This window comes from Dyella psychrodurans (assembly GCF_003363265.1).
Classification (GTDB): domain Bacteria; phylum Pseudomonadota; class Gammaproteobacteria; order Xanthomonadales; family Rhodanobacteraceae; genus Dyella_B; species Dyella_B psychrodurans.
Genome location: NZ_QRBF01000008.1, coordinates 97,463 through 123,838, shown reverse-complemented (window position 1 = coordinate 123,838; position 26,376 = coordinate 97,463). Strand labels below are relative to the sequence as shown.

The window sequence follows — 26,376 nt, the reverse complement described above, 5'->3', positions numbered from 1 at the left end:
CCCTTTGGATTAATCCAGTGTTCTGAGCATACGATCGACCGATCGGCTCATTTGTTTCAAAATAAATCCGGGGGCCAAGCGACTCATCATTTTTAGCTGATTTGCCTGACCTGGGCGAATTTCAAATCGATCAGTCTGCATTCCTTTGATGGCGGCTTTAACCATGTCTTCCACCTTCATGGTAGACGCGCCTTTCAGGTCTTCAACATCAAAGCCATCCAAGAGTTCGGTCTGTGTCGCCGGGGGCGCCAGGTCAAATACCTTCACTTTGGTATTCTTCAGTTGCACCCGAAGAGACTCGGTGAACGAATGCAGACCGGCCTTGGTGGCGCAATAAACGGGGGAGATGGGCAATGGAACAAACGCCAATCCCGATGAAACATTCATGATCGCGGCTTCTGATTTTGTTTTCAAATGCGGCAAGAATTGTTTCACCATGTGAATCGGCCCGCTCAAATTGATTTCAATCTCTCGAGTGAGATCTTCCAGGCTTCCGGCTTTGTCGTGAACATTGATCTTACGCATGATGCCGGCGTTGTTGATCAAAATGTTGAGCTTAGGGAATTCTTTGGTGATCTCTTCGTAAAGAGTTGCGATCGCTTTCGGATCGGAAACGTCGCTTCGAAAGGTGTGAATTTTTGGAAAGGCAGCTTTCGCACGATCCATCTTAGCTTGATCGCGGCCCGTTATAAGAATCGTGTTACCAAGTGCCGTGAGCTGTTTGGTGAGTTCGTAACCGATGCCACTGGCGCCACCGGTGATCAAAATCGTATTGCTCGTGAGCTTCATATTTTTACCTCACTCAGCCGCCATCCGACGGAAGGCCGGATAGTCGGTATAACCGCGTGGTCCCGACGCGTAGACAGTTGGCCAGTCGACTTCGGCAAGCGGAGCACCGGTCGCGAGCCGCTCGACCAGGTCGGGATTGGCAATGTAGGGGCGTCCGAATGCGACCAAATCCGCCAGTCCCTCGGCAATCAGACGATTGCCGCGTTCGGTGGTCATCCCGACGCTGGCGATCAGCTTGCCATGAAAGAGCGGGCGGAAGTGGCGGAACATGCCGTCGCCCGTGAGTGGCTCGAGAGGGGTGCCGGTGAAGTCAGTGGTGTTGCCCATCATCAAGAGATGTGACAGACCGTAGCTGTCGAGTTTGCGCACGGCATACTCTGTGATCGGCAACGTCTCGTCATTGACGGCCATGGGGCCGCTCTCATGCATTGGGTTTATCTTCACGCCGACTCGCGACGCATCGACCTCTTTGAGCACTGCCTCGACAACCTCGAACAGGATGCGAGCCCGGTTTTCGATCGAACCACCGTATTCATCGGTGCGACGATTGGTGACTCGATTCAAGAATTGAGGAATCAAGTAGAGATAGGCGGCGAGTATCTCCAGTCCGTCGAATCCGGCCTCCATTGCGTTGCGTGCTGCGCGTGCATAATCAGCAACGGTTTGGCGGATCTCGGCGATTGTCATTGGTCGGGGAGCAACCGTAGGCTTTCGGCCAGATGCGGTCACTGACTCGTGCAGAAGGTCGACATCGGATGCCGACACTGGCTGCGAACCGCCGCGCATGTCGGGATGAGCAATAGCGCCGGTGTGCCAAAGTTGCGCAATGATGCGACCACCGGCGGCGTGTACGGCGTCTGTGACCAGGCGCCATCCGCGCACCTGATCCGCATTCCATAATCCGGGGGTATCGGCATAGCCAAAGCCGTCAGCACTGATAGCGGTCGCTTCCGCGACGATCAGTCCAGCCGAAGCCCGCTGAGCATAGTATTCGGCTTGCAGCGCGGTCGGCACGTGATCAAGCGAGCCAGCGCGCATGCGGGTGAGCGGCGCCATGACGATGCGATTGGGCAGATCCAGATCGCCCATGCGGACTGGGGTAAAGAGAGGTTGGACGGACAAGACGGAGCTCCTAGACAAGAGATCAAGCAGGGACAATGGTTTTTGCAGGCTTGCCCGCCCGTCACGATGAAGCGATGGGCGTTTGTGATTATTAAGTCAGTTGGCTAACTACACTGACCAAAACATGGGGTCCTGTCAAGCCTTGCGGCTTGTGGGGGACGAGCACGACATCGCGCAACGAAGAGCTTTATCGCTGCCGTCCCTTAGCATCATCCATTGAGTGACCGTATTACGATCCAGTAGACGGACCTTAAACACGAGTTCTGGTGGTTATCCCAACTAATCAATATTTCGGCAATTCGCCGCCGGATTTCCTGCCTTGAGGACGAGCTTGGTCTAACGTTCTTCGGACGAAAGCGCTCAAGTGCATTTCTGACGGAGGAGGGCAAGGCCGTCTTGCAACATGTGCGGCGAGCCCTAGCCGAAATCGAGGCGGTCAGGTCGGCAGGATTCAGAAACGGCTCTGGCAGTGTTGGAGTCGTCCGCTTCGGTCTCAGCATGCCGCTGACCTGTGACCCCCTTAACAGTCTGCCGGTGGCTTAGCGCGGGACATCCTGAAGTGTTGCTATTTATATCCCGTGGTAATGAGTCGGAACATCACTACCGGAGAATCATTAAGGATAGCGACTTGGCTGCTCGTGTTCTTCCATCGCGGAGCGAAGTCGCTGAGGTGTGGACATATACTTGACGCCATTCCAACTGGCAGTTGAACTCTTCATCGGAACGTGAGGATTTGTCGATTTACTCATCCACTAAAGTGAGCAGAAGCTGTTGACGTCCGCTTTTCAGTATTTCATCGGACAGTGCTGGATCTGCCTCAGCTACTGCGCGCGACAGCATCAAAGTTCCTACCATTTGGCTTAGGATCGCAATTGCCTTTTTTTTACGATCTCTTTTGTTTTGCCCATTGATCAAGCTGGATAAGTAGTCGAGGTTTGAAGCAACGCCTTCAGCGTAAGATTTACGCACTTCCTTACTCAGTCGCCGAACGTCTCCAGCGAAACCCGACACAGGACATCCTTCATGGATATCGTCTCGATGTTCGTGGGATAGATACCAGTCGATTTGGCGCTTGAGAGGATCCACCGCCATTTTCTTGGAACGCTCGATAGCTGTTACCAAATTCGCCCCACCATCTTCCATGGCTTTATTCATGACAGCCGCCACCAATGCATCCTTTGATTGGAAATGGTTGTAAAAGCCGCCTTGGGTAAAGCCGGCCGCCTTGGTTAGCTCAGTCAATCCCACGGCATCAACACCACGTTCGCGGAAGAGTTTTTCTGCAGCAGCGATGATCGCTTGCCTGTTTTCAATGGCCTGCTGTCTTGAAACGCCCATGAGTTATTCTCCTTACTTCTCTCACGAATTCTATTGCGATTTCATAATACGATGGTACATGACATTGACAATAATGAGTGCGCGCTGTCGAAATCAGCAGTCGGTGGCGCCCGAAATTGTTATGCATTCGTGATGTGACCAGACATTCGATACTGTGATCAATGTCTCATAAATCGCGGCATGGATTGCGCAGCCCCAAATTCGCTCGGTGGGAAGAGTTCGTGTCTTTACTCAAGGCGATCGATGGTACTTGTCCAATGCAATCAGAAGTTGCAGCACTCGTAAATGCTGTGCGCGATCGCTATCGAGAAACGAATTGGATCACCTGGGTCGCTCAGGCTGGCAATGAAATAAGTTCGGATGTCATGACCTGATGAGATTCTTATCCGCGTTATCGCAACTGATAGCTATGATGCGCAGTAAGGGGCGTCGCTAGTGCAAACACAAGGCATTTGAGCTGCAATCGCTTGGCCCTTAATTTAAATAGAATGAGCCATTAAACCGCGAGTTGCGCTACCAGATATCACTGCTGCTCAATTTGCGCGGAGGTACAGCTCGGACGTAAGACGATTTTGTCATGCCACTGCTTTAGTTCTATGTGCTGACTTTCCGTCAACACTCCAAAAGCATTGTTGGTAAATCCCAACGCTACGAATGCATTGATATCTGCAGATGAGTAGTGACTGCCAGCGAGTACGACATGCCAGTGACCGTCAGGAGAGATCGGACCTCTATTTGTCTTGTGATGGACTCAAAGTTCGCAACTGGTAGATCGAAAACGATATAGGGGAGCTTATCCAATGATTGGATACAGACCATCCTGCCTGTTCACAGAGACGTCGAAAGGAACCGTCCGTAAACTTGTGCGAATTTTCCGTATGGATGAACTCACCTTTGTGAAAAGAGAATCTGTAACCGCCGATCGTAACAACCTGATCAACACAGCTGACGAGATGCATTTCGATGCGTTGTTCAGATGCATTCCATATGGCCCGGTGATAGAACCGGTCGATGTCAAAGTCTGCCGCCAACTCCCGATTAGCTCGGAGGAGTAAGTTTTTGTTGAACTCTGCGGTAACGCCTTGAGCATCATCGTACGCCGCCAGTAGCGTTCCTTCGTCTTTTACCATGTCTATGCCGATAATTAGTTGCACCTCATGTCCGAGGTGTCCGAGTCGCTCTCGCCATAGCACAAGGAGATTGCACGCTTCCTCTGGAGTGAAGTTGCCAATTGTCGAGCCGGGGAAAAAGGCGACAATCGGCTTACCAGTGGTTGATAGAGGTAGTTGGATATCTTTAGTGAAGTCTTCGACAAGAGGGGAAATGTGAAGGTTAGGATAGTCTTCTCTAAGGCGAATGGTTGCTTTTGACAGCGCACCGTCGCTCACATCGATAGGTATGTAGCTCGATAGTTGTGGCGCGGCGTCCAGAATAAGGCGCGTCTTTTCGCTTGCCCCACTTCCGAATTCTACTAAAACGGAATGCATGGGAATGTCTGCAACAATTTGCGCCACGCTTTGACGCAACAGCATCATTTCCGTCCGAGTAGGATAGTATTCTGGCGTTCGGCAGATGGCTTCAAAGAGTTCAGAACCCCTCGCATCGTAGAAGTACTTGGGTGATGTGACTTTAGGTTGACCTGATAGTCCGCTGATAAGGTCACGCGCGAATTGTGTCGTGTTCTTCTCAGGACTATCGGCGAGTGAGCAACTATCCTTCGCCAGGCGAACTCCTGAAAACATCCATCGCTGCTCTGGACGATAGAAATTTCGGTAGGACAATCGGGTATGTTTTGAAGGAGTCGCATGAGCCCCGCCACGCAGAACCATCTGACCAACCATGAACTTGCCGTTGTATTCTCCGATCGCATTATCTGCGGCTCGAAAACCAGGGTAGGGGTGATAAGCGCTTTGCGTCCATTGCCACCCAACGTTATCGACTTGCCGCAATAGACCTTTCTTTGCGGCATGCTCCCATTCGGCTTCTGTGGGAAGCCGCATCTCACGCCATAGCGCATATGCTGAAGCTTCGTAGTAGCTAATATGGCCGACGGCGGCATCCTCGTCGATCGGCAATAATCCTCGCAGCGTCATTTGATACCATCCATCCACGTGGTGCTCCCAATACATCGGAGCCTCCCAGCCTTCGACCTGATTGATAGCCCAACCATCGGCTAGCCAAAGTTCGACACGGCGATATCCATCGGCGCGCATGAATTCTAACCATTCGCCGTTGGTAACCAACTGATCACTGATCTCATAAGGTTCTATCCAGACCTTGTGTGCCGGACCTTCATTATCAAAATGAAAGTCGCTGTCCGTTGTGCCTATGCTGATCAATCCCCCAGCGATCGAAATGAACTTACTGGGTAATAGTGACTGTTCTGCATCCCCGTGTTCATCGTAGACAGGCTTGCTTGGCGACTGCGCGAATAGATGAAGAATGTCCATCAGAAGCAACTCTTGATGCTGTTCTTCATGCGCTATGCCAAGCTCTACAACTGCTTTTGGGTTGGCAGTTCGTTCTGTGCATAAAAGTTCGCGCATATGTGCATCCACATACTGGCGGTAGGCCATGATCGCCTTGACAGAGGGGCGCGTAATTAGGCCTCGCCGAGCTCGAGGATGGCGAGGCCCTAAAGTTTCGTGGTAAGAATTGAAAAGATAAGCAATGCTTGGGTCAAATAAATGGTAATTGGCTTTATATGGAAGAAGGACGAATGTTTCGAAGAACCAGGTTGTGTGAGCGAGGTGCCAAGCAGTGGGGCTGGCATCGGACATGGATTGAACGACCATGTCTTCGATCTCTAGTTTCGACACGAGCTCCTCAGTGTGATCCCTGAGATGGTTATAACGAGTCAGTAGGTCCTGGTGAACCCCCTGTGTTGGCGAAGCAATAGACGTGTGATTGAGTCGTGCAGGCGTTTCCGTCTGCAGCTCATTGCCGAATTCTTGTCCATACAAGGAGTCATTCTGCGACGGTGTAGTCAACTCTCTATTGCTTTCGTGTTCGGTTAAGCCATCGTTAGTTGGTGTGTCGAGCATAATTTCTATCTCCGCAACGAGTGTTGAATTCAAGGCTCGCGATCGCTGTGGAACTGGTGGCGTCTATGCCAATTGAATTCATCGCAGTTCGAGTAATCTGAAAGTTACTCTACGATTTTGTGAGTTTTGTTCAGAGCGACGTGCGTGAGCCAAAACGGTCATGGTAAACGTCAAATATTCTGAGCTCGCGTTCTACAGACGGCCTTTGCGAAATCATTCGGTGCCACTGATCAACGCTTGGAAAATCCTATTCGAGTTCAAGTTCATCCTTCATGGCTCGGGCTATGGTGAAAGCGCTGATATCTACTAAGGAGAACAAGTTGCTCGACCGCGTAAAGGTCCTAGGCGATATGCCGTGTTGGGAACAAAAAGTGAAAGAAATGGTGGATCACGACCTATCGCTTAACGTGTGACGGCAATCGCGGCGATGCAGGTTGTGCAGGATATTTCTGTCGAGGGTGGCTCCTGGCTTGAAACTCGTCACGCGGCCGGCGCAACCGCCCGCAATCCCCTCGATAACCACGCCCGTCATCGGGCCGATGGCACCGGCGAGCAGTCCGATTTCCGCTCCGGTGAACGCCAAGGCTACTCCGTTGGTAGTGCCTGCGATGGCACCAATGACTACTCCCAACCACCGCGCGATGCTGAGCGGCTCCATCCGTGCTGACTGAAGTTTTATACAACGAAGCGTGGTATCCACGATGCCACCCGAACCAAAGCCATCAAAGAAATCACAAGTTGCGTTCTGCCGAAGGCAAAGAAAATCGATATGGTAGATAACATATGCGGTAAGCACGCGCAGCCCTAAAGCGTTGACGAATTTTAGTCATGATTGAAATTCGTCAAGATCAAGCGTGCTCTATGTGCCACAATTTTTCGTGCCAGCCGTCTTCGAGTAAAAGGGGAATTCGAGCTAAGACGCTTAGGGTGCTTAGACACTGCGCGGCTGCCAGCCGCAACAACTTACTCACCTCATCAATGATCGTCCGATGAGCGTGACCTGTAGATATCTGGGGTGGGCTTGCGAAAACATGAGGGGCTGCACAGGTGGTCATCGCTCGCCATAGCCTCGAGACACCTCGGGTACCTCAGCTCGTCATAGTTCAATGCCTGAAAGGCATGACTGTCCTACTTACAAAGTCTTGTTCACGCGCTCTACGGCGGCCTACAGTGAATCGTGAACCCAGGTAATTGAGTCGGCGGACGAGATAAACCGCAATTGCTGATGTCGGGAAGCGACGAGCCTGATGGCAGCCAGTTGGAGCGTTATGGACCGAGTTCAGAGCCGGCAGAATGACGTTATTGCTTTTGACCCGAGCGACCAGCTTTGCTTTCGTCACTAGCAACAATTTCTGCTGCGGATTGCATCGAGTGACCGGATGCTTGATTCGAAGAGTCGGAGACCAGTTAAAGAGAGCACTCGCTGGCGGTCGCTGAGCGTCGCGCCCTCGCGAAAAAGAGAGGGGGCTTGACAGCTGACTAAAGTGAGCACATAAAGACGATTGTGACCAACATTGTTTAAGCCGGACCGGATTGTCCCTCCGAAAGATGGTTCCTCGAGCGTATCGAAGGATCATGGAGTGTTGCGGGCAATCTCGGAAAGGAAGGGGGAGCATTCAGTTCGATGAGTTGAAATGACAATGCAGGAGCTCGTTCTTTCAATTTTTCCATCGTCGCTGAATGACTTGAAAACAAGTGGGCGTTGGATGAATGAAATGCAAATGCGAGCCGAACCAACCATTCCAAGACCGTTGCAGGCTCTTGGTATCAGCGAAATGGAAGAGCGCGTTTATCGCCTCTTGTTGACTCACCGCATGTCCACTGCGGAGGACATCGCAAACCACCTATCCTTGTCGCCTCGTCAAGCCAAGCAGCTACTCGATTGTATCGAGATCAAAGGGTTGGCAACACACTCGCCTGTGCAACCACCACGTTACATCGCCGCGCCGCCGGAGATCGCTATCGAAGCATTGGTGCATCAGCACCAAGCGATCCTTGAGCGAGCACGTTTGATAATACCCGAACTAAGTAGTCATGCTGTAACCAACGGGTCGTCGCACGAGCAGTTTGTTGAGCTTGTTACAAGCGTCAGTGCGCTTGGTCTTATTCTTACGCAGTTATACCAAACGGTGCAGCATGAAATATTGAACTTTCATCTTGCCCCCATATTGCTACCCAACGTAAACCTGGAGGAAATTCCGGCTGGCTTACATGTTCGAAGTATTGCCGACGCTGGCTTTCTTGAGCTCCCAGGTGCTTTGGACAGGATGCGTATAGACATCAGTATGGGCGAGGAGGCTCGGACTTTCTCGAGCTTGCCGTTCAAGATGCTGGTCGCGGATCGGCGTGTTGGTCTGATCTCATTGAATACTAAAGATCTAAGCGGACCAATGCTTTTGATTCGAACATCATCGCTGTTAGATGCGCTCTGCTTGCTTTTCGAGCTCATTTGGGAAAGGTCGACGCCGATCGTTCTTACACGAACTGGGAAATTGGAGGTAGGAAGTTCCACTACACGATTGATGGCTGCTACCGAGCAGCTCATCCCCTTGCTTGCCGCGGGCCTCAACGACAAGAAAATTGCCACTGAGGCAGGCATGTCCATGACGACGCTCAACCGACGCCTTGCTGAGCTTATGAAGTCGTTCGGAACGCGCACGCGTTTTCAGCTGGGCTGGCGTGCCGCCTTAGAAGTTTATCCAAATGGTTTGTTGCAAACAGTTGGTGCCGTGGAGATTTCTGATTCAGAGCCTTCGAGCGCGTGAGTGGCATACGTTTCCCAATGGTAGAAATCAATCAGCATCTTCTATTGATTACTTCTAACTGCAATACCGATACTGTGCTCGAGAAGTTAAGTATCCGCGACGGAAACCGGTACTTAAAGCACAGATGAGTAAAGTGCAAACCAACCTGTAAGGGGCAGGTTGTTGATGTCCGAGAAGAATATCGTTCGGTGCGAAGTGGATCTTCGCTCCGCGGAGAAGTGTTGATGTTGCATGGAGATTTCTGGTGCTCGGTTGAATATCACCGAGACGATGGGCTGTGCTCGACGTGCTCGAAATATCCACATCGCGAAGCCGGATGATTCTCAGCCATCTGCCGTGACGTCGTGTAGGACGCTATGCAAGGCATCTTGAGGCCAATGTTCCTTGATATGTGTGTCAATGGTATTGCCAAAGACAAATTCTAAATCTTGGTTTGAGGGGTAGTTCATGAATAACATTCAACTCATGCTGCGAGCATCCATTGCTGCAGCGCTTATCGGGGTATCGGCCCACTCGCTGGCGAACACGGCCAGTGACACGGCTTTTGTTGGCATCAGTACGACGGAAGCGCCTCGTATCACGCAGACTGTCGACAACGACCATGTAGTTACCATTCCAAAAACCCACTTGGCCATCGTAGACCTGGCGTCATCGAGTAGCCCATTGGATGGCTCCGTCGCTATGAGCCACATGCAGCTTGTGCTCAAGCCAAGTGCTGCACGTCAGGCAGCGATGGAGGCACTCATCACTAAGCAGCACGATCCTAAGTCGGTTCAGTTCGATCACTGGCTGACTCCGCAACAGTTTGGCGATAGCTTCGGTGTTGTCGATGGCGATGTCGCCGCTGTAACGGCATGGTTAGCCTCACAGGGATTTACCGTCAACAGCGTGTATCCCAATAAGGCGCAGATTGATTTCAGTGGTACGGTGGCGCAGGTGAATCATGCGTTCCACACGCAAGAAAATATCTACACGATCGATAACGTCAAGCACCTTGCGAACGCTGGTGACATTAGCGTTCCCGTTGCGCTGCAGTCAGTGATTGCTGGTGTGATGGGTTTACATGACTCCCAACCGAGGCCGTTGGTCAAGAAGCCTCAGATTGCGCAATGGGATGCTTCGAAGAAAGCCTTTGTGCCGAAAGTTGATGCAACCGCGACCACGGCACCAAAGGGTATTGGCCAGGCGATTTCAGCTCATGGCGTGCGTGGTCTCGTGCCCAATGACATGGCGACTATGTATGGTATCAATACGATCCGAAATAATGGTGTGACTGGGAAGGGAATCACCATTGCAGTCGTTGAGGAATACCCGATGGTGGCGACGGATTGGACCAACTTCGTCAACGAGTTTAATTTAGCCAAATATGGCGGAACATTCCAACAGTTCAATCCTGCACCTCCTAGCGGCGTCACCAACTGCCTCGACCCGGATGTTGTCCTTGCACCCTTTAAAGGTACTCCGTTTTACAACCCGGACTTTCTTGAAACGGTTCTCGATGCTGAGTGGGCTACGGCAATTGCTCCGGGTGCGAACATTGAAGTGGCGGTCTGCTCTTCCTACACGGCGGGACTTGGCGCTACGAGCACGAACTTTTTTGGCGGCACATTCATTGCGGCGACAAACCTTATCAACGGCAGCACGCGGCCCGACGTTATCAGCGCCAGTTATGGCTTTGGTGAGCATGCCGTAGACAGTGCGAGCAAAACGGCGATTGATTTGATGTGGGCGCAGGCGGATGCGGAGGGCATTTCCGTGTTCGTATCTTCCGGTGATTCAGGTACCAACCCAAGTTACAACGGTAGCGTAATCAACGGATTGCGTTCGCCAACCGATCTGAGTGCCCTTGATGCCAATGCGTTCGCCAGCTCACCGCATGACACTGGCGTCGGTGGCACTGATCTCGCCGATGTACTTGACGGAACGACGAGTCAATACTTTGCGCCGACGCCGAGCGTAGTGGGTGGATCCGCGCTGTCTTATGTGCCGGAAATTCCATGGAACGAGTCGTGCGGCAATGGCGTGGCTGCAAAAGCCGCGGGCTACAGCAGTGTGCTCGCGTTTTGCCAGGTGTATTTGAAGCACGACCCTGATGGCTTCTATGCGACCTCCGAAGCGGGAAGTGGCGGGCCGTCCTCGACGGATGCAAAGCCTGCATGGCAGCGGCAGGTATACAACGCCGCTCGGGATCAGTCACGCGACCTGCCGGACGTAGCACTGTTTGCGGCTTCCTATGGCGGTTATACCTGGGTGATCGTCTGTACCAATGCCTTTCCGTGTGCTCCAGGCTTCACTACACAAATGGAATTGGTAGGAGGCACCTCGCTGTCCTCACCGATGTTTGCGGGTATCCAAGCGCTGATGGATCAAGGCCTTCAGGCTCGCGGATTGCCGGTGGATCAAGGTAACGCTGCGCCGACGCTCTATGCGTTAGCCGCGCAAGAGTACGGCGGTTCCAGTGGGCTGACACCATCTAGCTTGGCTGCATGCAACGCCGACAACGGTGCTAAGGGTACGGCTGGTTGTGTGTTCCATAACGTTACGAGGGGCTCGAACTCCACTCAGTGCGTTTCGCTCTTCAATTTTCTACAAGTCACCAACTGCTACAACTATGGTTCAGTTAACTACCTTGGCTTGTTTACGAACGCAACGATCGGTCTTACTTCCGCCGATACGTCGCCTACTTCGTACGGCGCAGGTAATAAAGCCTATGGAGCTCAGCCGGGTTGGAGCTTTACTTCAGGACTTGGCTCTGTCAACGCTACGAACCTGCTAATCGCATGGCGTGCATTCGACGACGCATCACCAGCACCAACCTCTACGCCTTGATGGATATCGAGATGTAGCCACGTGAATAGCGCTTCTATTCGCGAAAGTGATGTGGCGGTCCTGCCATCGGCTTAATTGAACAATTTTATAGGATTTCATCATGAAGCATCGATATTTCATCCTCAGTGCAGCCATTGCCGCGGTGCTGGCGAGTGCGCCTAGTGTATTGCTGGCCGCTTCGGCGGATACGCAGCTCGCCGCTGTCAGTACCAACGAAGCGCCTCGCGTCACGCAGACAGTCGATAACTACAATGTAGTTACCATTCCAAAAACCCACTTGGCGATCGTAGATCTGGCGTCATCGAGTAGCCCATTGGATGGCTCCGTCGCTATGAGCCACATGCAGCTTGTGCTCAAACCAAGTGCTGCACGTCAAACGGCGATGGAGGCACTCATCGCTAAGCAGCACAATCCTAAATCGGCTCAGTTCGATCACTGGCTGACACCGCAACAGTTTGGCGATAGCTTCGGTGTTGTCGATGGTGATGTTGCCGCCGTAACAGCATGGTTGGTCTCGCAGGGATTTACCGTCAACAGCGTTTATCCCAATAAGGCGCAGATTGATTTCAGTGGCACGGTGGCGCAGGTGAATCATGCGTTCCACACGCAAGAAACGATCTACACAATCGATAACGTCAAGCACCTGGCGAACGCTGGTGACATTAGCGTTCCCGTTGCGCTGCAGTCAGTGATAGCTGGTGTGATGGGTTTGCATGACTCCCATCCGACGGCGTTGGTCAAGAAGCCCGAGCTCGCACAATGGAGTGCCTCGAAGAAGGGCTTTGTGCCGAAAATTGATGCAGCTGCGGCGGCGGCTCCGAAAGGCATCGCCCAGGCGGTTTCGTTCCAAGGTGGGGTACGTGGTCTCGTGCCCAATGATATGGCGACCATGTATGGCATCAAGACAATTCGCAATAATGGTGTGACAGGGAGTGGCATCACCATTGCTGTCGTCGAGGATGGGGATATGGTGCCAGCCGATTGGGACAACTTCATTTGGGCATTTAATCTAGCCAAATATGGCGGGACATTCCGACAGTTCAATCCAGCGCCCACCAGCGGGCCCACCAACTGTTTAGATCCGAGTGCCGTTTGGGACCCCTTTGGCGTCACTACGTATGACGATTACCCGGAGACGCTGTTAGACGCAGAGTGGTCCACGGCAATTGCTCCGGGAGCAAACATCGAGGTGGCCACTTGCTCTGACTACAGTGCGGCGTTGGCTCCTATGACCACTAACTTCTTCGGTGGTGTGTTCATCGCAGCAACGAACCTGATCAACGGCACTACACGGCCCGATATCATCAGCGCCAGCTATGGCTTTGGTGAGAACAGTGGCCTCGTAGACAGCGCGTCAAAAACGGCGATTGACTTGATGTGGGCACAGGCTGACGCGGAGGGCATTTCCGTATTCGTCTCCACTGGCGATTCGGGTACTAATCCGAGTTTCAACGGCTCTGTGATTCTTGGTGCAGGCCTTGACGCCAATGCGCTTGCCACTTCGCCGCACGATACTGGCGTAGGCGGTACCGATCTCGCCGATGTGCTTGATGGCACAACCAGTCAATACTTTGCTCCTACGCCGAGCGCAGTGGGTGGATCGGCGCTGTCTTATGTGCCGGAAATTCCATGGAACGAGTCGTGTGGCAACGGCGTGGCCGCGAAGGCAGCGGGCTACAGCAGTGCTGTCGCGTTCTGCCAAGCTAACTTCAAATGGGACCCTGAAGCTTTTTATATTTCCTCTGAGGGGGGGAGCGGAGGCCCCTCCACTGCAGATGCGAAACCGTCATGGCAAACGCAGGTATACAACGCCGCGAACGATAAATCGCGCGATCTACCCGACGTTGCACTCTTTGCAGGCTCCTATGGCGGTTATACCTGGGCGATCACGTGCACCAGTGCGTTCCCTTGCGTTTCGGGGTTCAGTACCCCAATGGAACTTGACGGTGGAACGTCATTGTCCACTCCTATGTTTGCAGGTATCCAAGCGCTGATTGATCAAGGTCTTCAAGCTCGCGGATTGCCGGTGGATCAAGGTAACGCTGCACCCACGCTGTATGCGTTAGCCGCGCAGGAGTACGGCGGTCCCAGTGGGCTGACACCATCTAGCTTGGCTGCATGCAACGCCGACAACGGTGCTAAGGGTACGGCTAGCTGTGTATTCCACAACGTCACGAGGGGGTCAAATTCCACTCAGTGTATTCAGCTGACCAATACCCCGTTGACCAATCCTCCTTCAGCCATCTTAACTCCCAACTGCTATTTCTATGGTCAATTCAACAACTTCGAAGGAGCAGGCGGACCCGGATCAATAGGGCTGACTGCCATCGACGCTTCGCCAACTTCATATGGGGTAAGCGACAAAGCGTATGCGGCTCAGCCTGGTTGGAGTTTCACATCGGGTCTGGGTTCGGTCAATGCAACGAACCTGCTGATCGCGTGGCGTACGTTCGACAATGTCGCTACACCAGCGGTGGCGTCGCCGTAACGATGCAAAAGAAAAGTGTAAGCACGCTGGAAACTTTGAACATTGTCGAGATGCTGTGTCCTCCTACTTCCCCCCCCCGTACCCGGGCGGATGTAGCTTCTAGGCCGTGTAGCCCTCGGCGGAACGTGTCCCGTCGAGGGCTTTTTTTAAAGTACTCACGTTACTCACCATGGATGGTCATCGCCGCTGCTTTACGCAATTGACGTTCGTTATGTGGCGATAACAGTGACTTTGATGGCAGATTATCCATGGCGATCATTTCCCTACATTTACCCAAGACCGCCGGAACAAGTTTCGGTGCATCGTTGCGAACGCATTTTGGTGATCGCTACCGAAGTGACTACAGCGATGGGGGTATAAGCAGGCCTCAGGAGGAGCGGCGCGCTACCGCGCTGTCATCAGGATGCGTCATTGCTGAACATGGACTATGGAATGTTGACTGCGTGCACGGCCACTTTTTGCCGGTGAAATATCTGCAACTAAGCGCTCGGTGTGACTTGAAGTTTGTGACGTGGATGAGGGACCCGGTGCAACGGTTGCTTTCGCACTATTACTTTTGGCAGAAAAGCTACGATGAAGCGACTTCGTCACCTCACCATAGGCATGTGATCGAGCATGGATGGACGCTAGAGAAGTTCTGTATGAGTGAGAAGTTTCGAAATATATATACCCAATATTTGTGGGAATTTCCTTTAGAGCATTTTTCGTTTATTGGAATCAGTGAGCGCTACGAAGAGGATCTTCGTGATTTTAGTAAGTGCTTCTTATCTACCGATCTTGAACCTCTTCATCTCAATGAAACGGGATACGTAAGTCAGCGTGATTACGCGGACAAAGCATTCTTGGATCGAGTTCGAGACTTTCACGCAGCCGACGTTCGGCTTTATCAACGAGCACTGGACTTGCGGCAGTCAAGACTTCGACTTCAACCTTCAAAACAAAGGAAGCACGATCTAATCCAAACATTTATGCGACTTGATGATTATCAATCAGTTCATTGATGCTTGCCGCAAAGAACGGGTAAGGCTTTGGAAAAATCAGTGTTTACCTGAGTGACACTTTTTTCGCCTATGACTCAGTGTCTATAGGCGCCGAGCGATGGTCATCCATCGTTCTCGACATTATTCGAGGTGAATTCGTGAATTCGCTGACGTACAGACATACGGCAACCATGCCATCACTCGTGAAGAGTGCCTGGGTAAATCGCGAGCTCATCTACCAGCTGTCACGAAGGGATCTCTTGGCTCGATATAAGGGATCGCTGATCGGTCTGGCTTGGTCCTTCATTAGCCCGATGTTTGTCCTTGGAGTCTACACGTTGTTCTTTACCGAAGTCTTTCACGTTCGCTGGCCGTCAATGGAAGTCGGTGGAAAAGGGCAATATGCAACGGCGTTGTTTGCAGGGCTAATTATTTATACGTTTCTTGCCGATTGCATCACGCAAGGAACTCGTTTAGTGACTGATAACGCCAGCTACGTTACTAAAGTAGTTTTTCCACTAGAAATATTGCCGTGGGTGTCGAGCCTGACGGCGACGTATCACGCTCTTGCGAGTCTTGCGGTTCTAGCTGCCTTTTCGCTTATCTTTAGTGGACACGTCGCTTCTACTTTTCTGCTGTTCCCTGCGGTTCTTATGCCGCTCGCTTTGCTCTCGACGGCCATGGGATGGCTATTTGCATCACTCGGTGTCTACGTGCGGGATGTGGGCCAGGCGACTAGTTTGATCACCATCGCGTTGCTCTACACGTCACCGGTGTTCTTTCCGCTGGATCATGTTTCGCCTGGAATGCGTTCGTTGATGGTGCTCAATCCGTTGACCTTCTTGATCGAGCAGGCGCGCAATGTGCTGCTTTGGAACCGAGGGCCCGACTGGTTCGGGTTAGCAGTCTATGTCGCTGGCTGCTTCATTGTTTGTTGGCTGGCTTATGTTTGGTTCCAGCGAACGCGGGGAGGATTCATAGATGTCTTGTAAAGACGGTACATCACGGCGATCTCGTTTTGGCGTGCCGGTCTGAAATCTGTTTGGTCATCGTGGCGTTTTGGACCATGCCTTATGCGTGCAGATTGACTGCCATAGGTCATGGATTCGACACGCTGCGACGAGGCGATGTTTGTGCGGAGGTGCATCATGCGAACTACATTGAATATTCCTGATCCGCTATTTGTCTCCGGGCCAAACGGCGGTGGCCTGTTGTATGTCCATCGGCACGTATTGATGCCACTGGATGACGAGGAGACAACAGGATTGGCGCTCACTGACGATGGTCTAATCTGGTGCGTACAGGGTGATGAGAGCCGAACGCTTCGCGCGGTCCGTGGAGGAATGTTTGATAGTTCGTCTATATCACCGAATCACCTCGATCTTCATGACGTCATGGTGGGTTCCGACGGCATCTATGCGGTTTTCACAGAAACCAATGAAGTAGTGCATCTGGATAAGTCATACCAGTTGCTCGAAAGTTGGCGCTTTGGCGAAAAACCAGATAGTGCGCACGTGAACAGCATAAATGTTTACAACGGGCGTTTAATTGCTTCCCTGTTCGGACGGTTCGTCGAGCATCGTGGTTACAAGGGGCATACCAAGCTAGCGGGCCGAGTTGTTGACGTGCGCAGCGATGTATCTCTCATCGAAGGTCTGTCGCAGCCGCATTCTTTGGTGGTTGTGGATGAGAAGTTGTGGTTGTGCAACTCCGAAGATCGAGAGATTCACATCTACAACTTGGACTTCACGCTTTCGCAGAAGATTGCCTTGCCTGGCTATACACGTGGTCTGGCAGTGGGTGCGAATCATGTATATGTTGGCCTCAGTCGCTCCAGGAATTGCGTGGCGAGCGACATTGGTGAATTCACTAGCGCAGTAATTGCTGTATTGGACCGGGATTCGCTTGGGATCATTGGCTTCGTTCCACTTCCTTGGAATGAAATTTACGACATTCGCATTGCGCCGTCGGCAGATGTTGTAACCAATGTAATGACCGCCATGTGGCTGCACGAACGAACAAAGCAGCCTATTCGTATAGAAGAAGCGCGCCAAAAGGTACGAGTTGAAGGGGCGCGCCACCTGGAAGCGGTAGAGGCGGCACATTTGGCGGCTCAAGCTCGAGCTGTGGAAGTTTGTCTGGCGCAAGCAGAGGCAACGCATAAGAAGGCATTGGCCGAGGCCAGCAGGCTTTTAGACGACGCCAATGGTTACCTCGCAGATGAGGTGCGTGCGCGGGAGGAGTGTGCTCTGGTTATTGAGCAGCTGCAAACCGATTTGTTTGTGGCGCGCGAGGAACGCGATCTTGCCATCGAGCAGTGGAGGACCGAGTTGTCTGAGTTGCGAGAAGAGCGCGAACTGACCATTGGTAAATTGCAAGAAGAGTTGGCTGAGTCTCGAACGGATGTCTCTCAACGTGAGGGATTTATGGAAGAGCTCGAGCGCCAAATCGATCAAATCACTAGAAGTCGAAGTTGGCGCTGGACGTGGCCTATGCGCGCGTTGATGTATCTATTACGTGGATACGGTCTTCTTGGTAAGGCCGATCATATCGCTGCAGGTCGGGCACGACATCAGCTTCGGCGAATCAAAGCACGAGCGCGAGCGATTACCCGGCCAACTGTATCGGTGCCAAGCGTGCATTTGGCGCCGAGTGCGACAGGTATGCGCGACGTATTCGTCTGGGCACTAATTGATTGGAACTATAGGATTCAACGACCTCAGCATCTTGCGCGTGAATTCGCCGCGAGGGGGCATCGTGTCTTTTATATCTCCAATAACTTTGTGGATCGACAGGAGCCTGGCTTCAGCGTTGAACCGCTCGACGAGACCGGTCGCTTATTCCGCGTGCAGCTTCACCTGAAAGGAAGTCCGCCTATCTACTACAAATCGCCCGACTTGTATGCGCAGAAACAGCTGCGCGAAAGCGTCAGTCAGCTACTGACATGGACACGCAGTCGCGCATGCCTTTCATTGGTAGAGCATCCATTCTGGCTGGGTACCTCTCGCGTTCTTCCGAACCAGCAGCTCGTCTATGACTGTATGGATCACCATGGCGGCTTCAGCACCAGTAGCCCCGATTTTCTCAACTGGGAGATTGATCTGATGCGCGCGGCGCATCTGCTTGTAGTGACGTCAGATTGGCTCTACACCGAAACGAGCGACTATAACCCCCACCGATTGATGATCCGTAATGCGTGCCAGTACGAGCATTTCGCTGTGGAGCCAGAGCTTCGATACAAAGATAAACAAGGGCGCAAGATCATTGGCTACTACGGCGCGATTGCCGAATGGATCGATCTTGACTTGCTAGCGAAGGTGGCAATGCGGTTCCCTGATTGTTTGTTGTTGATGGTTGGCAACGACACGGCAGGAGCGAGGCAGCACCTTCGTCACCTGAGCAATGTTGAATTCATCGGAGAGGTACCTTACGCGACGTTGCCTTTTTATCTCGCCAGCTTCGACGTATGCCTGCTACCTTTTCAGGTCATTCCACTGACCTTGGCGACAAATCCAGTCAAGGTGTACGAATATCTGTGCGCCGGTAAGGAAGTCGTATCTATATCGTTGCCGGAAATGCATCAGTTCGGTGACTTAGTACGCACAGGCCACGACCATGCCACGTTCCTGGATCAGGTAGACAAGGCGCTCTTTACTGAGCTCGATCCGGCGCTCATCGAAGAACGTCAACAGTTCGCAGCCGGACAAACGTGGACGCATCGTATTAACGATCTGGTCGGTGGTCTCGCCACGCTGCCTCAACCGCAAATCAGTGTAATCGTTGTGACCTACAACAACCTCGAGTTAACTAAGGCGTGTCTTGACAGTATTGAGCGGTATAGCGACTACGCCAATCTTGAGATCATTGTGGTGGATAACGCATCAGAGGACGACACGCCGGTATGGTTAACAACGTGGTCGACCGGAGGTCGTGACAGAAAACTGATCTTGAATAAGGACAATCGCGGATTTTCGGCGGCCAATAATCAGGGCCTCGTCGCGGCTTCCGGAGATTACTTGGTACTTCTTAATAACGATACGTACGTCACCCCCGGTTGGATTGCTACGCTCCTGGCGCATCTGGATCGGTCCGAGACACTCGGGATAGTTGGTCCGGTGACTAATAACATCGGCAACGAGGCACGTATCGACATCAGTTACGACACCATGGAATCCATGCTTGATGTCGCTGCTGACTACACTCTGCGCCACGCAGGTCAGCTCACGCCGCTTCGTACTGCAGCATTCTTCTGTGTGATGCTTCGCCGCGCGGTGTATGAAGAGATCGGTCCCTTGGATGAAGCCTTCGGTCTAGGCTATTTTGAAGACGATGATTATTGCCGCCGAGTGGAGGAGGCTGGTTGGACGATTGCTTGCGCTGATGACGTGTTTATCCATCATCACCTTTCAGCATCGTTTAACACGCTAAGGCACGAGACGCGGCAAGCGCTATTTGATCGAAACAAGGCTATCTACGAAGCCAAATGGGGGGATTGGGAGCCTCATAGGTATCGCTATGGTTAGGCATCACATCTAAACCATTGTTGATTTGAAAAGTGGGAATCCATGCGACCATGAGCGTTCGTAAGCACATTCTTTGCATTGTCGGCACGCGTCCTGAAGGCATCAAGATGGCGCCGGTAATTAAGGCGCTCAAATGTGAGCCTTGGGCCCGCGTAACCGTCATGACGACGGCGCAGCACCGCGCGTTGTTAGATCAGGTGTTGAAGCTGTTCGGTATTAAGGTAGATGTGGACCTGAATATCATGCGCGCCAATCAGGGATTGTCGGAGCTGACGGAGCGATTGATTGCGGCATTGGATGCAAATCTTGCCGAGCTATCGCCGGATGTGGTGCTTGCACAGGGTGATACGACCACAGTGATGACCGCTGCTTTAGTGGCGTTCTATCGGCACATCCCGTTTGGGCATATCGAAGCTGGACTACGCACGCACGATCTACATAGCCCATTTCCTGAAGAGATGAACCGGCTTGTTGCAGGGCGGCTAGCCAAATGGCATTTCGTACCTACTGTAAACGCGATGGAAAACTTATTGCGAGAGGGTATCGATGATGCGCACATACATCTGACCGGCAATACGGTCATTGATACGTTGCTAGACACAGCTTGTTCCGACTGGCCTCTGAATATTCCTCTAAATCCGAACAGGCGGTTGATATTGGTGACGGCGCATCGGCGGGAAAACTTCGGGGCACCGATCCGCGCCATATGTAGAGCAATCCGTACATTGGTGAATCGATATCCCGATGTCGAGGTACTCTATCCTGTACATCCCAATCCAAACATTAGTACAGCGGTCCGAGCCATTCTTGGCGATCATCCACGTATCTACCTATGTGATCCCTTGGACTATGCGCCTTTCGTCGAAGCGCAGAAACGTGCCTACCTGATTCTTACCGATTCGGGTGGCGTGCAGGAGGAAGCGCCGGCGCTTGGCAAGCCTGTGCTGGTATTGCGTTCGGAGACGGAGCGGCCGGAGGCAGTCGAAGCGGGTGTCGTAAGGTTGGTCGGCACGGATGCGGTGCGCATTGTAGAGGAAGCCTCTCGTTTGCTCGATGACTCCACGGCCTACCGTGCGATGGCACGTGGAGTGTCACCCTATGGTGACGGTCAAGCATCGCGACGAATTGTAAGCGTGTTGCGCAATTCACTTTTACGAGAAACTTCGGCTAGTCGTATCGGAAGTGTGTTGACGGATGGTCATCCAGCTAGACGCGAACATGTTGTCCAAGCATGAGAATAAATTCGCTGTTAGTTAGGTGTGGGGCCGAATTCGAGTGGCTCAGGCACATACAGCATTCCAAGTTAGTGACGAACATGTCATCGGTAGGGACGTTGATATTCAGTCGCTTCGCATCGCAGTTTTTTTTCTGGACTGGTTTTCTTCTTGTTGCGTGCGGATTTTTATTTTTAAGGACATGGGTATCGATCCCATATCTGGCAACTGGATTTCTTATCGGCTTAGCGCTGGTTTCACTTGTCTTTGCTTGTGGTCTCAGATTCCTTCTTAAATGCCGCCTCGCAACCGGGCTGGCAATGTGTTGGATCTTTGCACTTGCCTGCTTCGTGGGGATCGCAGCACTGATTTCGGTCCTGCTAATCGCCCTCGCGGCAATGGGCATAGGCAGTCTTGTTGTTTCAACGACCTATAAGATACCTGCTCCTTTGACGGTGTTAGTTGGATTGGCCTTCATTGCGGGGATAGCAGGATGGTTGTTGCCTTTCCCGATTCACACGCGCGCAACGTATATTCTGGTCTTAATTGGAATTAGCCTCTACCGCTGGCCTGCTATCGTAGCAACCATTAGACCATTGCTACGGTCGTGGACCGGGGCAGTCGACGGTGCACCCTGGATGGCATCAGTAGCGGTGACCACAATTGGCGTTGTTTCGACCTGCGCTTGGATTCCAACCATCCACTTTGATGATCTGGCTTATCACCTCGGGCTTCCTTACCAGCTCGAGACACTTAGCTATTACCGCATGGATGCTGGTTCACAGCTATGGGCGGTCGCTCCTTGGGCCGGTGATGTTATTCAAGGTATCGCTCAGCTTGTCGCGGGCGCCGAAGCACGTGGTGCCGTCGATGTGCTGTGGTTGATGCTGACCACAGTGATGCTGTGGAAGTTGGGTGAAGCCCTGGAACTGGGACCTTCATCGCGTTGGTTGATTGTTGCTCTTTATGCGAGTGCACCGTTGACTGCCGACACCCTTACGGGTATGCAAACCGAGGGTCCGACGGCAGCGGTAGTGGTTGCCCTTGCATGGCTAATACAGCGCACAACCTTGCCGGATCGCCGGTGTATGCTTGGAGCGGCATTACTATTTGGTTTGCTGATCGGGTTGAAAACCAGCAATTTTCTGGCCGCCGGCCCACTTGCGTTATGGCTGCTTTGGCGGTGGCGAGGGCATTTGCCCTGGCGGATGGCATTCACCGCAACGCTGTTAGCGCTGGCTGTCGCCGGATCCAGTTATAGCTTTGGGTATCTACTGACGGGCAATCCGGTTCTTCCATTATTCAACGGCCATTTCCATTCGCCGTACTACCTATCTGTCAATTTTCGCGATACGACTTACCAGACCGGCCTTCACGCTTACACCCTGTGGGATCTGATCTTCCATACCTCCCACTTCTCTGAAGGATTTGACGGATCAATCGGTTTTACGCCACTTGCGCTACTGGGCAGCATGCTGATCGCGATCACGGCACCGCGCGCAAGACCGCTTGCACTAGTTGCCATTGCCGCATTCGTGCTGCCACTGGTTGAGATTCAATATGTCAGATACACGCAACCAGCAATAGCGCTGCTTACTCCGGTCATGCTTTGTGGCGCTCCTCCGATGGTTCGCAAACAGCGTGGCGCCACCTCGGTATCCGTTGCATTTTTTCTACTCATTCTGGTCAATCTGGCTTTCGTTGCCAACGGAAGCTGGCAGTTGCGCGATGGGGTGCTAGCGGATTTATTGGTACATGGGAGGGCATTCGTCATCAGTACTTATGCGCCGATACGCCAGCTAGCCGACATTATTCGCCGCAACTACGGGTCATCCGCACGCACACTCTTGGTTGACCGTCGATATCCGTACGCTGCAGAGCTGGCAGGTACGGCGTTTGTTACAAGCTGGTACGACAACGAGCTTGTACGGTTGGCCTGGAAAGCCAATGACGATCCTCAGGGCGAGCAATGGTTGAGAGTGTTTGACCGAACTGGCGCCAATCTTGCCATCGTGCATAAAGACGATCACAGGCCAGCGCTCGACGCAGCTCTAGAAAAATCTCACGGCGTAGCGATTTCGAGTGTTGGCGATTTTGAACTCTGGACCCTGCATCGCGAGCACGTCGGCACCGCTGCTCCGGCGTCCCCTCACGTCGTTATCGCTAAAATTGATTCGTTACCTTTGCCAACGAACACCATCTTGCTGAATGCGACATTGGAGCTTAGATGTGCCGTGACAGGCGTCCCGATCGTGATTGGTTGGTATGTAGTGCAAGAGGGTGACTTACCTTGGGCAAACTATGAATCGATCCTATGCGGGCCAAGTGGGTTAGCCGACGCTTCACTTGAGACGTCCAAACCATCGAAGGCAATTGGACTCACCATAACGGCGGTCCCATCGCATTCCGGCGATCCTCATTTGAGCTTAGTCCACGCAACTGCTAGTGCACGAAATGATCTGATGGCCGAGCGCGACTTGGCCGCGCAATGGCGAGGTCACTTTATGGATTGGATAAGAAGATGAAGCAGATCTTATTCGGTTCAGTTGGGAGCAGGCCTCCACTGCTACGCCAAGGGGCGAGCTTCTTGCTCATCGGTATCCTTTTAGTCCTTATTGACTGGATGGTTTTCGTGTTGCTGACAGCGTTGGGCCTATACACTCCCGTGGCTAATATAGTGGCGCGCGTCGTAGGAGCCTTGGTTGGTTTTTTAGCAAATGGCCTATGGACCTTTTCGATACGCGTAAGCAGGCATCATCTCTTTCGTTATGTGGTCCTGTGGCTCGTGATGACTGCACTGAGCACTGGGTTGATCGGCGAGCTGACGAGTCATTTGAGCTTGCATGCGGCGTGGCTTGGCAAGCCTCTAGTTGAGACTGTATTGGCGGCGATTAGCTTTGCGGTGTCTCGGCACTGGGTCTATCGATCGCCATGAATAAGATCTCATCATCAAGCGTCGCGGTCGTTATCCCGTGCTATCGCGTCAGCGCGCAGATCCTTGGCGTTATTCAAGGTATAGGTCCGGAAGTGGGATGGATCATCGTCGTGGATGATGCCTGCCCAGAACACACCGGCGATGTTGTTGAGGCACGCTGCCAGGATCCGCGAATAACGGTGTTGCGCCATGAGGAGAACCGTGGAGTAGGCGGTGCGGTCATGACGGGGTATGCGATCGCACTTGCTCTCCCTGCCAAAGTGGTGGTGAAACTCGATGGCGATGGGCAAATGGATCCTGGCCTGATTGCAAGGCTGGTTGAGCCGATTCTTAAAGGGCGCGCTGACTATGCAAAGGGCAATCGCTTTTATCATCTTGCAGATACAGCCGGTATGCCGAGGCTTCGGCTTATCGGCAATGCAGGTCTCTCATTTCTGACCAAGCTTTCGTCAGGCTACTGGCAGCTTTTCGACCCAACGAACGGATTTACCGCGATCCATCATTGGATGTTGGCGGAATTAGATTTCAGCACCGTGGCACAGCGCTATTTCTTCGAATCTGATTTGCTTTATCAGTTGAACCAACTGCGTGCTGTCGTTGTGGAAATGCCAATGCCTGCAGCTTACGCGGGAGAGCCGTCAAGTTTGCATCCGCTTAGTGCTATCGGTCCCTTCCTGCGAGGAAATTTTCGCAACTTGGCTCGGCGTATTGTGTATAGCTATTTTGTCCGTGGCTTTTCGGCAGCCTCAGTCGAATTACTTATTGGATGTCCGCTCGTGCTATTTGGGCTGATGTTTGGAGCGTGGCACTGGTGGGCATCGATTGTCGATAACACACCTGCTACCGCGGGGACAGTCATGCTGGCAGCGCTTCCCTTAGTTGTCGGCATTCAATTCATTGTTTCATGGTTGAACTTCGACGTCGCAGCTGAACCTAGCCGGCCCGTGCATCCATTTTTGAACGGAGGGCGCCCAGATGTCTAAGAAGTTGTCATTGTCTCGCCCCCTTATTCGTGCACGGGGAATTGGCAAGCGCTACATCAGTTATGACCAGCCGCATCATCGCTTGCTACAGGCTCTTGGTATCAAACGGCACGTTAAGGAATTTTGGGCGTTACGTGATGTGGATCTTGAGGTCTGGCCAGGTGAAACGATTGGCATTATCGGGCGGAATGGGGCTGGAAAGTCGACGCTATTGCAGATGCTGTGTGGCCTGTTTCCGCCCACTACCGGCGAACTGGAAGTGAATGCACGCGTAGCAGGATTACTTGAGCTTGGCGCGGGATTCAATCCGGAATTTACCGGATTGGAGAACGTGTATTTCAAGGCGGGTCTTTTGGGAATGACACGTGCGCAGGTAGACGCGGCCATGGATTCGATCCTTGCCTTTGCCGAGATTGGCGATTTCGTAAAGGAACCGGTCAAGACTTACTCCAGTGGCATGTTTGTGCGACTGGCATTTGCGGTAGCCGTGGCAGTGAAGCCGGAAGTGTTGATCGTGGACGAGGCGTTATCCGTGGGTGATGCTTATTTCCAGCGCAAATGCCACAGGCGGATCCAGGAGTTGCAGGAGGATGGCAGCACGCTTTTATTGGTGACCCATTCCACCGATGTGGTGGAGCGGCTCTGCGATCGGGGTGTTGTGATCGATGCTGCTCACAAAGTCTATGATGGACCGGTGCGCGGTGCCGTCACTGACTACATGAAGCGACTTTTCGGCTCTCACATTGCAAATGAAGAGCCCAATCCGATCTTATCTAATGGGCGCGTTGAAACCTCGGAGCGCGCCGCTGCCAATTTACTGACTTTGGGCGCCGAAGATGTCCTGTCGATTCGTGATGGTTACAACCGAGATGAAATTCGCGTAGGCAATGGAAAAGCGTTGGTCGCGGACGCTTATCTGGTAGGGCGGTCGGGCGTACCCGCGCTGACACCCGGACAAACGGTCGAGATGCTAGTTAAGTATGTGTGCACAGAATCCGTAAATCGCGTGATCTTGGGTATGAAGTTACGCACAATGGAAGGCGAGTTGGTCTATAGCACCAATTCTTTTCTCGAAAGCGGTGAGCTTCTCCATTACGACGCCGGCAGTGTCGTTGTGGCACGGTGGACGTTTCATGCGCACCTATTGCCCAAGCAATATCTACTGACATTTGGCATTTCGCAGTACGACGAATACGGTCAGACCATCGTAGTGCTAGATCGGCGTACCGACGTAATGTTGATGGTAGTGCTCGGCGACACAGGGGCGGCACAGGGCATTGCCGATCTCCAGGCTAGGGTCAACGTTGACACCATGATGCAGAGGGTGATCGGAGTACTTTGAGCGATCAAAGGATGTGGACCGACG

At 52.6% G+C, this 26,376-nt stretch carries 16 protein-coding genes; 11 read left to right on the top strand and 5 right to left on the bottom strand.

All coding sequences use genetic code 11. The annotated features are described in order from the left end of the window. Positions 1–9: 9 nt before the first annotated feature. From DWU99_RS18305 to DWU99_RS18285, 5 genes are all read right to left on the bottom strand, one after another. Positions 10–789 carry an SDR family oxidoreductase gene (locus DWU99_RS18305; protein WP_115479530.1) on the bottom strand — a complete coding sequence of 260 codons (780 nt, stop codon included), beginning with the start codon at positions 787–789 and terminating at the stop codon, positions 10–12. Positions 790–798: 9 nt separating this feature from the next. After that, on the bottom strand, positions 799–1,911 hold the full coding sequence (locus DWU99_RS18300) for an alkene reductase (RefSeq protein WP_115479529.1): 1,113 nt from the start codon (positions 1,909–1,911) through the stop codon (positions 799–801). Between the two features lie 741 nt (positions 1,912–2,652). Then, positions 2,653–3,249 (bottom strand): TetR/AcrR family transcriptional regulator, encoded by a 597-nt coding sequence (locus DWU99_RS18295; RefSeq protein ID WP_115479528.1) that lies wholly within the window; start codon positions 3,247–3,249, stop codon positions 2,653–2,655. Between the two features lie 731 nt (positions 3,250–3,980). After that, a complete protein-coding gene (egtB, locus tag DWU99_RS18290; RefSeq protein WP_199535860.1) occupies positions 3,981–6,326 on the bottom strand; it encodes an ergothioneine biosynthesis protein EgtB in 2,346 nt (781 codons plus the stop codon). Between the two features lie 355 nt (positions 6,327–6,681). Beyond that, positions 6,682–7,089: a hypothetical protein gene (locus DWU99_RS18285; protein WP_233511209.1), complete on the bottom strand. Its 408-nt coding sequence runs from the start codon at positions 7,087–7,089 to the stop codon at positions 6,682–6,684. Positions 7,090–7,927: 838 nt separating this feature from the next. Between DWU99_RS18285 and DWU99_RS18280 the strand changes: the two genes are divergently transcribed. From DWU99_RS18280 to DWU99_RS18230, 11 genes are all read left to right on the top strand, one after another. After that, positions 7,928–9,058, top strand: a complete 1,131-nt coding sequence (locus tag DWU99_RS18280) for a helix-turn-helix domain-containing protein (protein ID WP_115479526.1) — start codon at positions 7,928–7,930, stop codon at positions 9,056–9,058. Between the two features lie 447 nt (positions 9,059–9,505). Beyond that, the gene (locus DWU99_RS18275) at positions 9,506–11,887 is read left to right on the top strand and encodes a S53 family peptidase (RefSeq protein ID WP_115479525.1); all 2,382 of its coding nucleotides are present in this window, start codon (positions 9,506–9,508) and stop codon (positions 11,885–11,887) included. Between the two features lie 100 nt (positions 11,888–11,987). Next, complete coding sequence (locus DWU99_RS18270) at positions 11,988–14,375, top strand: S53 family peptidase (RefSeq protein ID WP_115479524.1); 2,388 nt, start codon at positions 11,988–11,990, stop codon at positions 14,373–14,375. 248 nt (positions 14,376–14,623) lie between these two features. After that, a complete protein-coding gene (locus DWU99_RS18265) occupies positions 14,624–15,376 on the top strand; it encodes a sulfotransferase family 2 domain-containing protein (RefSeq protein WP_115479523.1) in 753 nt (250 codons plus the stop codon). 137 nt (positions 15,377–15,513) lie between these two features. Beyond that, entirely contained in the window at positions 15,514–16,347 is an 834-nt protein-coding gene (locus DWU99_RS18260; protein ID WP_147292970.1) for an ABC transporter permease, read from the top strand. A gap of 156 nt (positions 16,348–16,503) precedes the next feature. Continuing rightward, a complete protein-coding gene (locus DWU99_RS18255) occupies positions 16,504–19,878 on the top strand; it encodes a glycosyltransferase (protein WP_158543352.1) in 3,375 nt (1,124 codons plus the stop codon). Between the two features lie 50 nt (positions 19,879–19,928). Then, positions 19,929–21,113, top strand: a complete 1,185-nt coding sequence (wecB, locus tag DWU99_RS18250; RefSeq protein ID WP_115479520.1) for a non-hydrolyzing UDP-N-acetylglucosamine 2-epimerase — start codon at positions 19,929–19,931, stop codon at positions 21,111–21,113. An 80-nt stretch (positions 21,114–21,193) separates the two neighbouring features. Continuing rightward, positions 21,194–23,617, top strand: coding sequence for a hypothetical protein (locus tag DWU99_RS18245; RefSeq protein ID WP_147292969.1), 2,424 nt, complete (start codon positions 21,194–21,196; stop codon positions 23,615–23,617). Further along, positions 23,581–24,027: a GtrA family protein gene (locus tag DWU99_RS18240; protein WP_325048480.1), complete on the top strand. Its 447-nt coding sequence runs from the start codon at positions 23,581–23,583 to the stop codon at positions 24,025–24,027. The genes DWU99_RS18245 and DWU99_RS18240 overlap by 37 nt, the downstream gene beginning before the upstream one ends. After that, positions 24,024–25,010: a glycosyltransferase family 2 protein gene (locus DWU99_RS18235; protein WP_115479517.1), complete on the top strand. Its 987-nt coding sequence runs from the start codon at positions 24,024–24,026 to the stop codon at positions 25,008–25,010. Before DWU99_RS18240 ends, DWU99_RS18235 begins: the two co-directional genes overlap by 4 nt. After that, a complete protein-coding gene (locus DWU99_RS18230) occupies positions 25,003–26,352 on the top strand; it encodes an ABC transporter ATP-binding protein (RefSeq protein WP_115479516.1) in 1,350 nt (449 codons plus the stop codon). Before DWU99_RS18235 ends, DWU99_RS18230 begins: the two co-directional genes overlap by 8 nt. Positions 26,353–26,376: the final 24 nt, after the last annotated feature.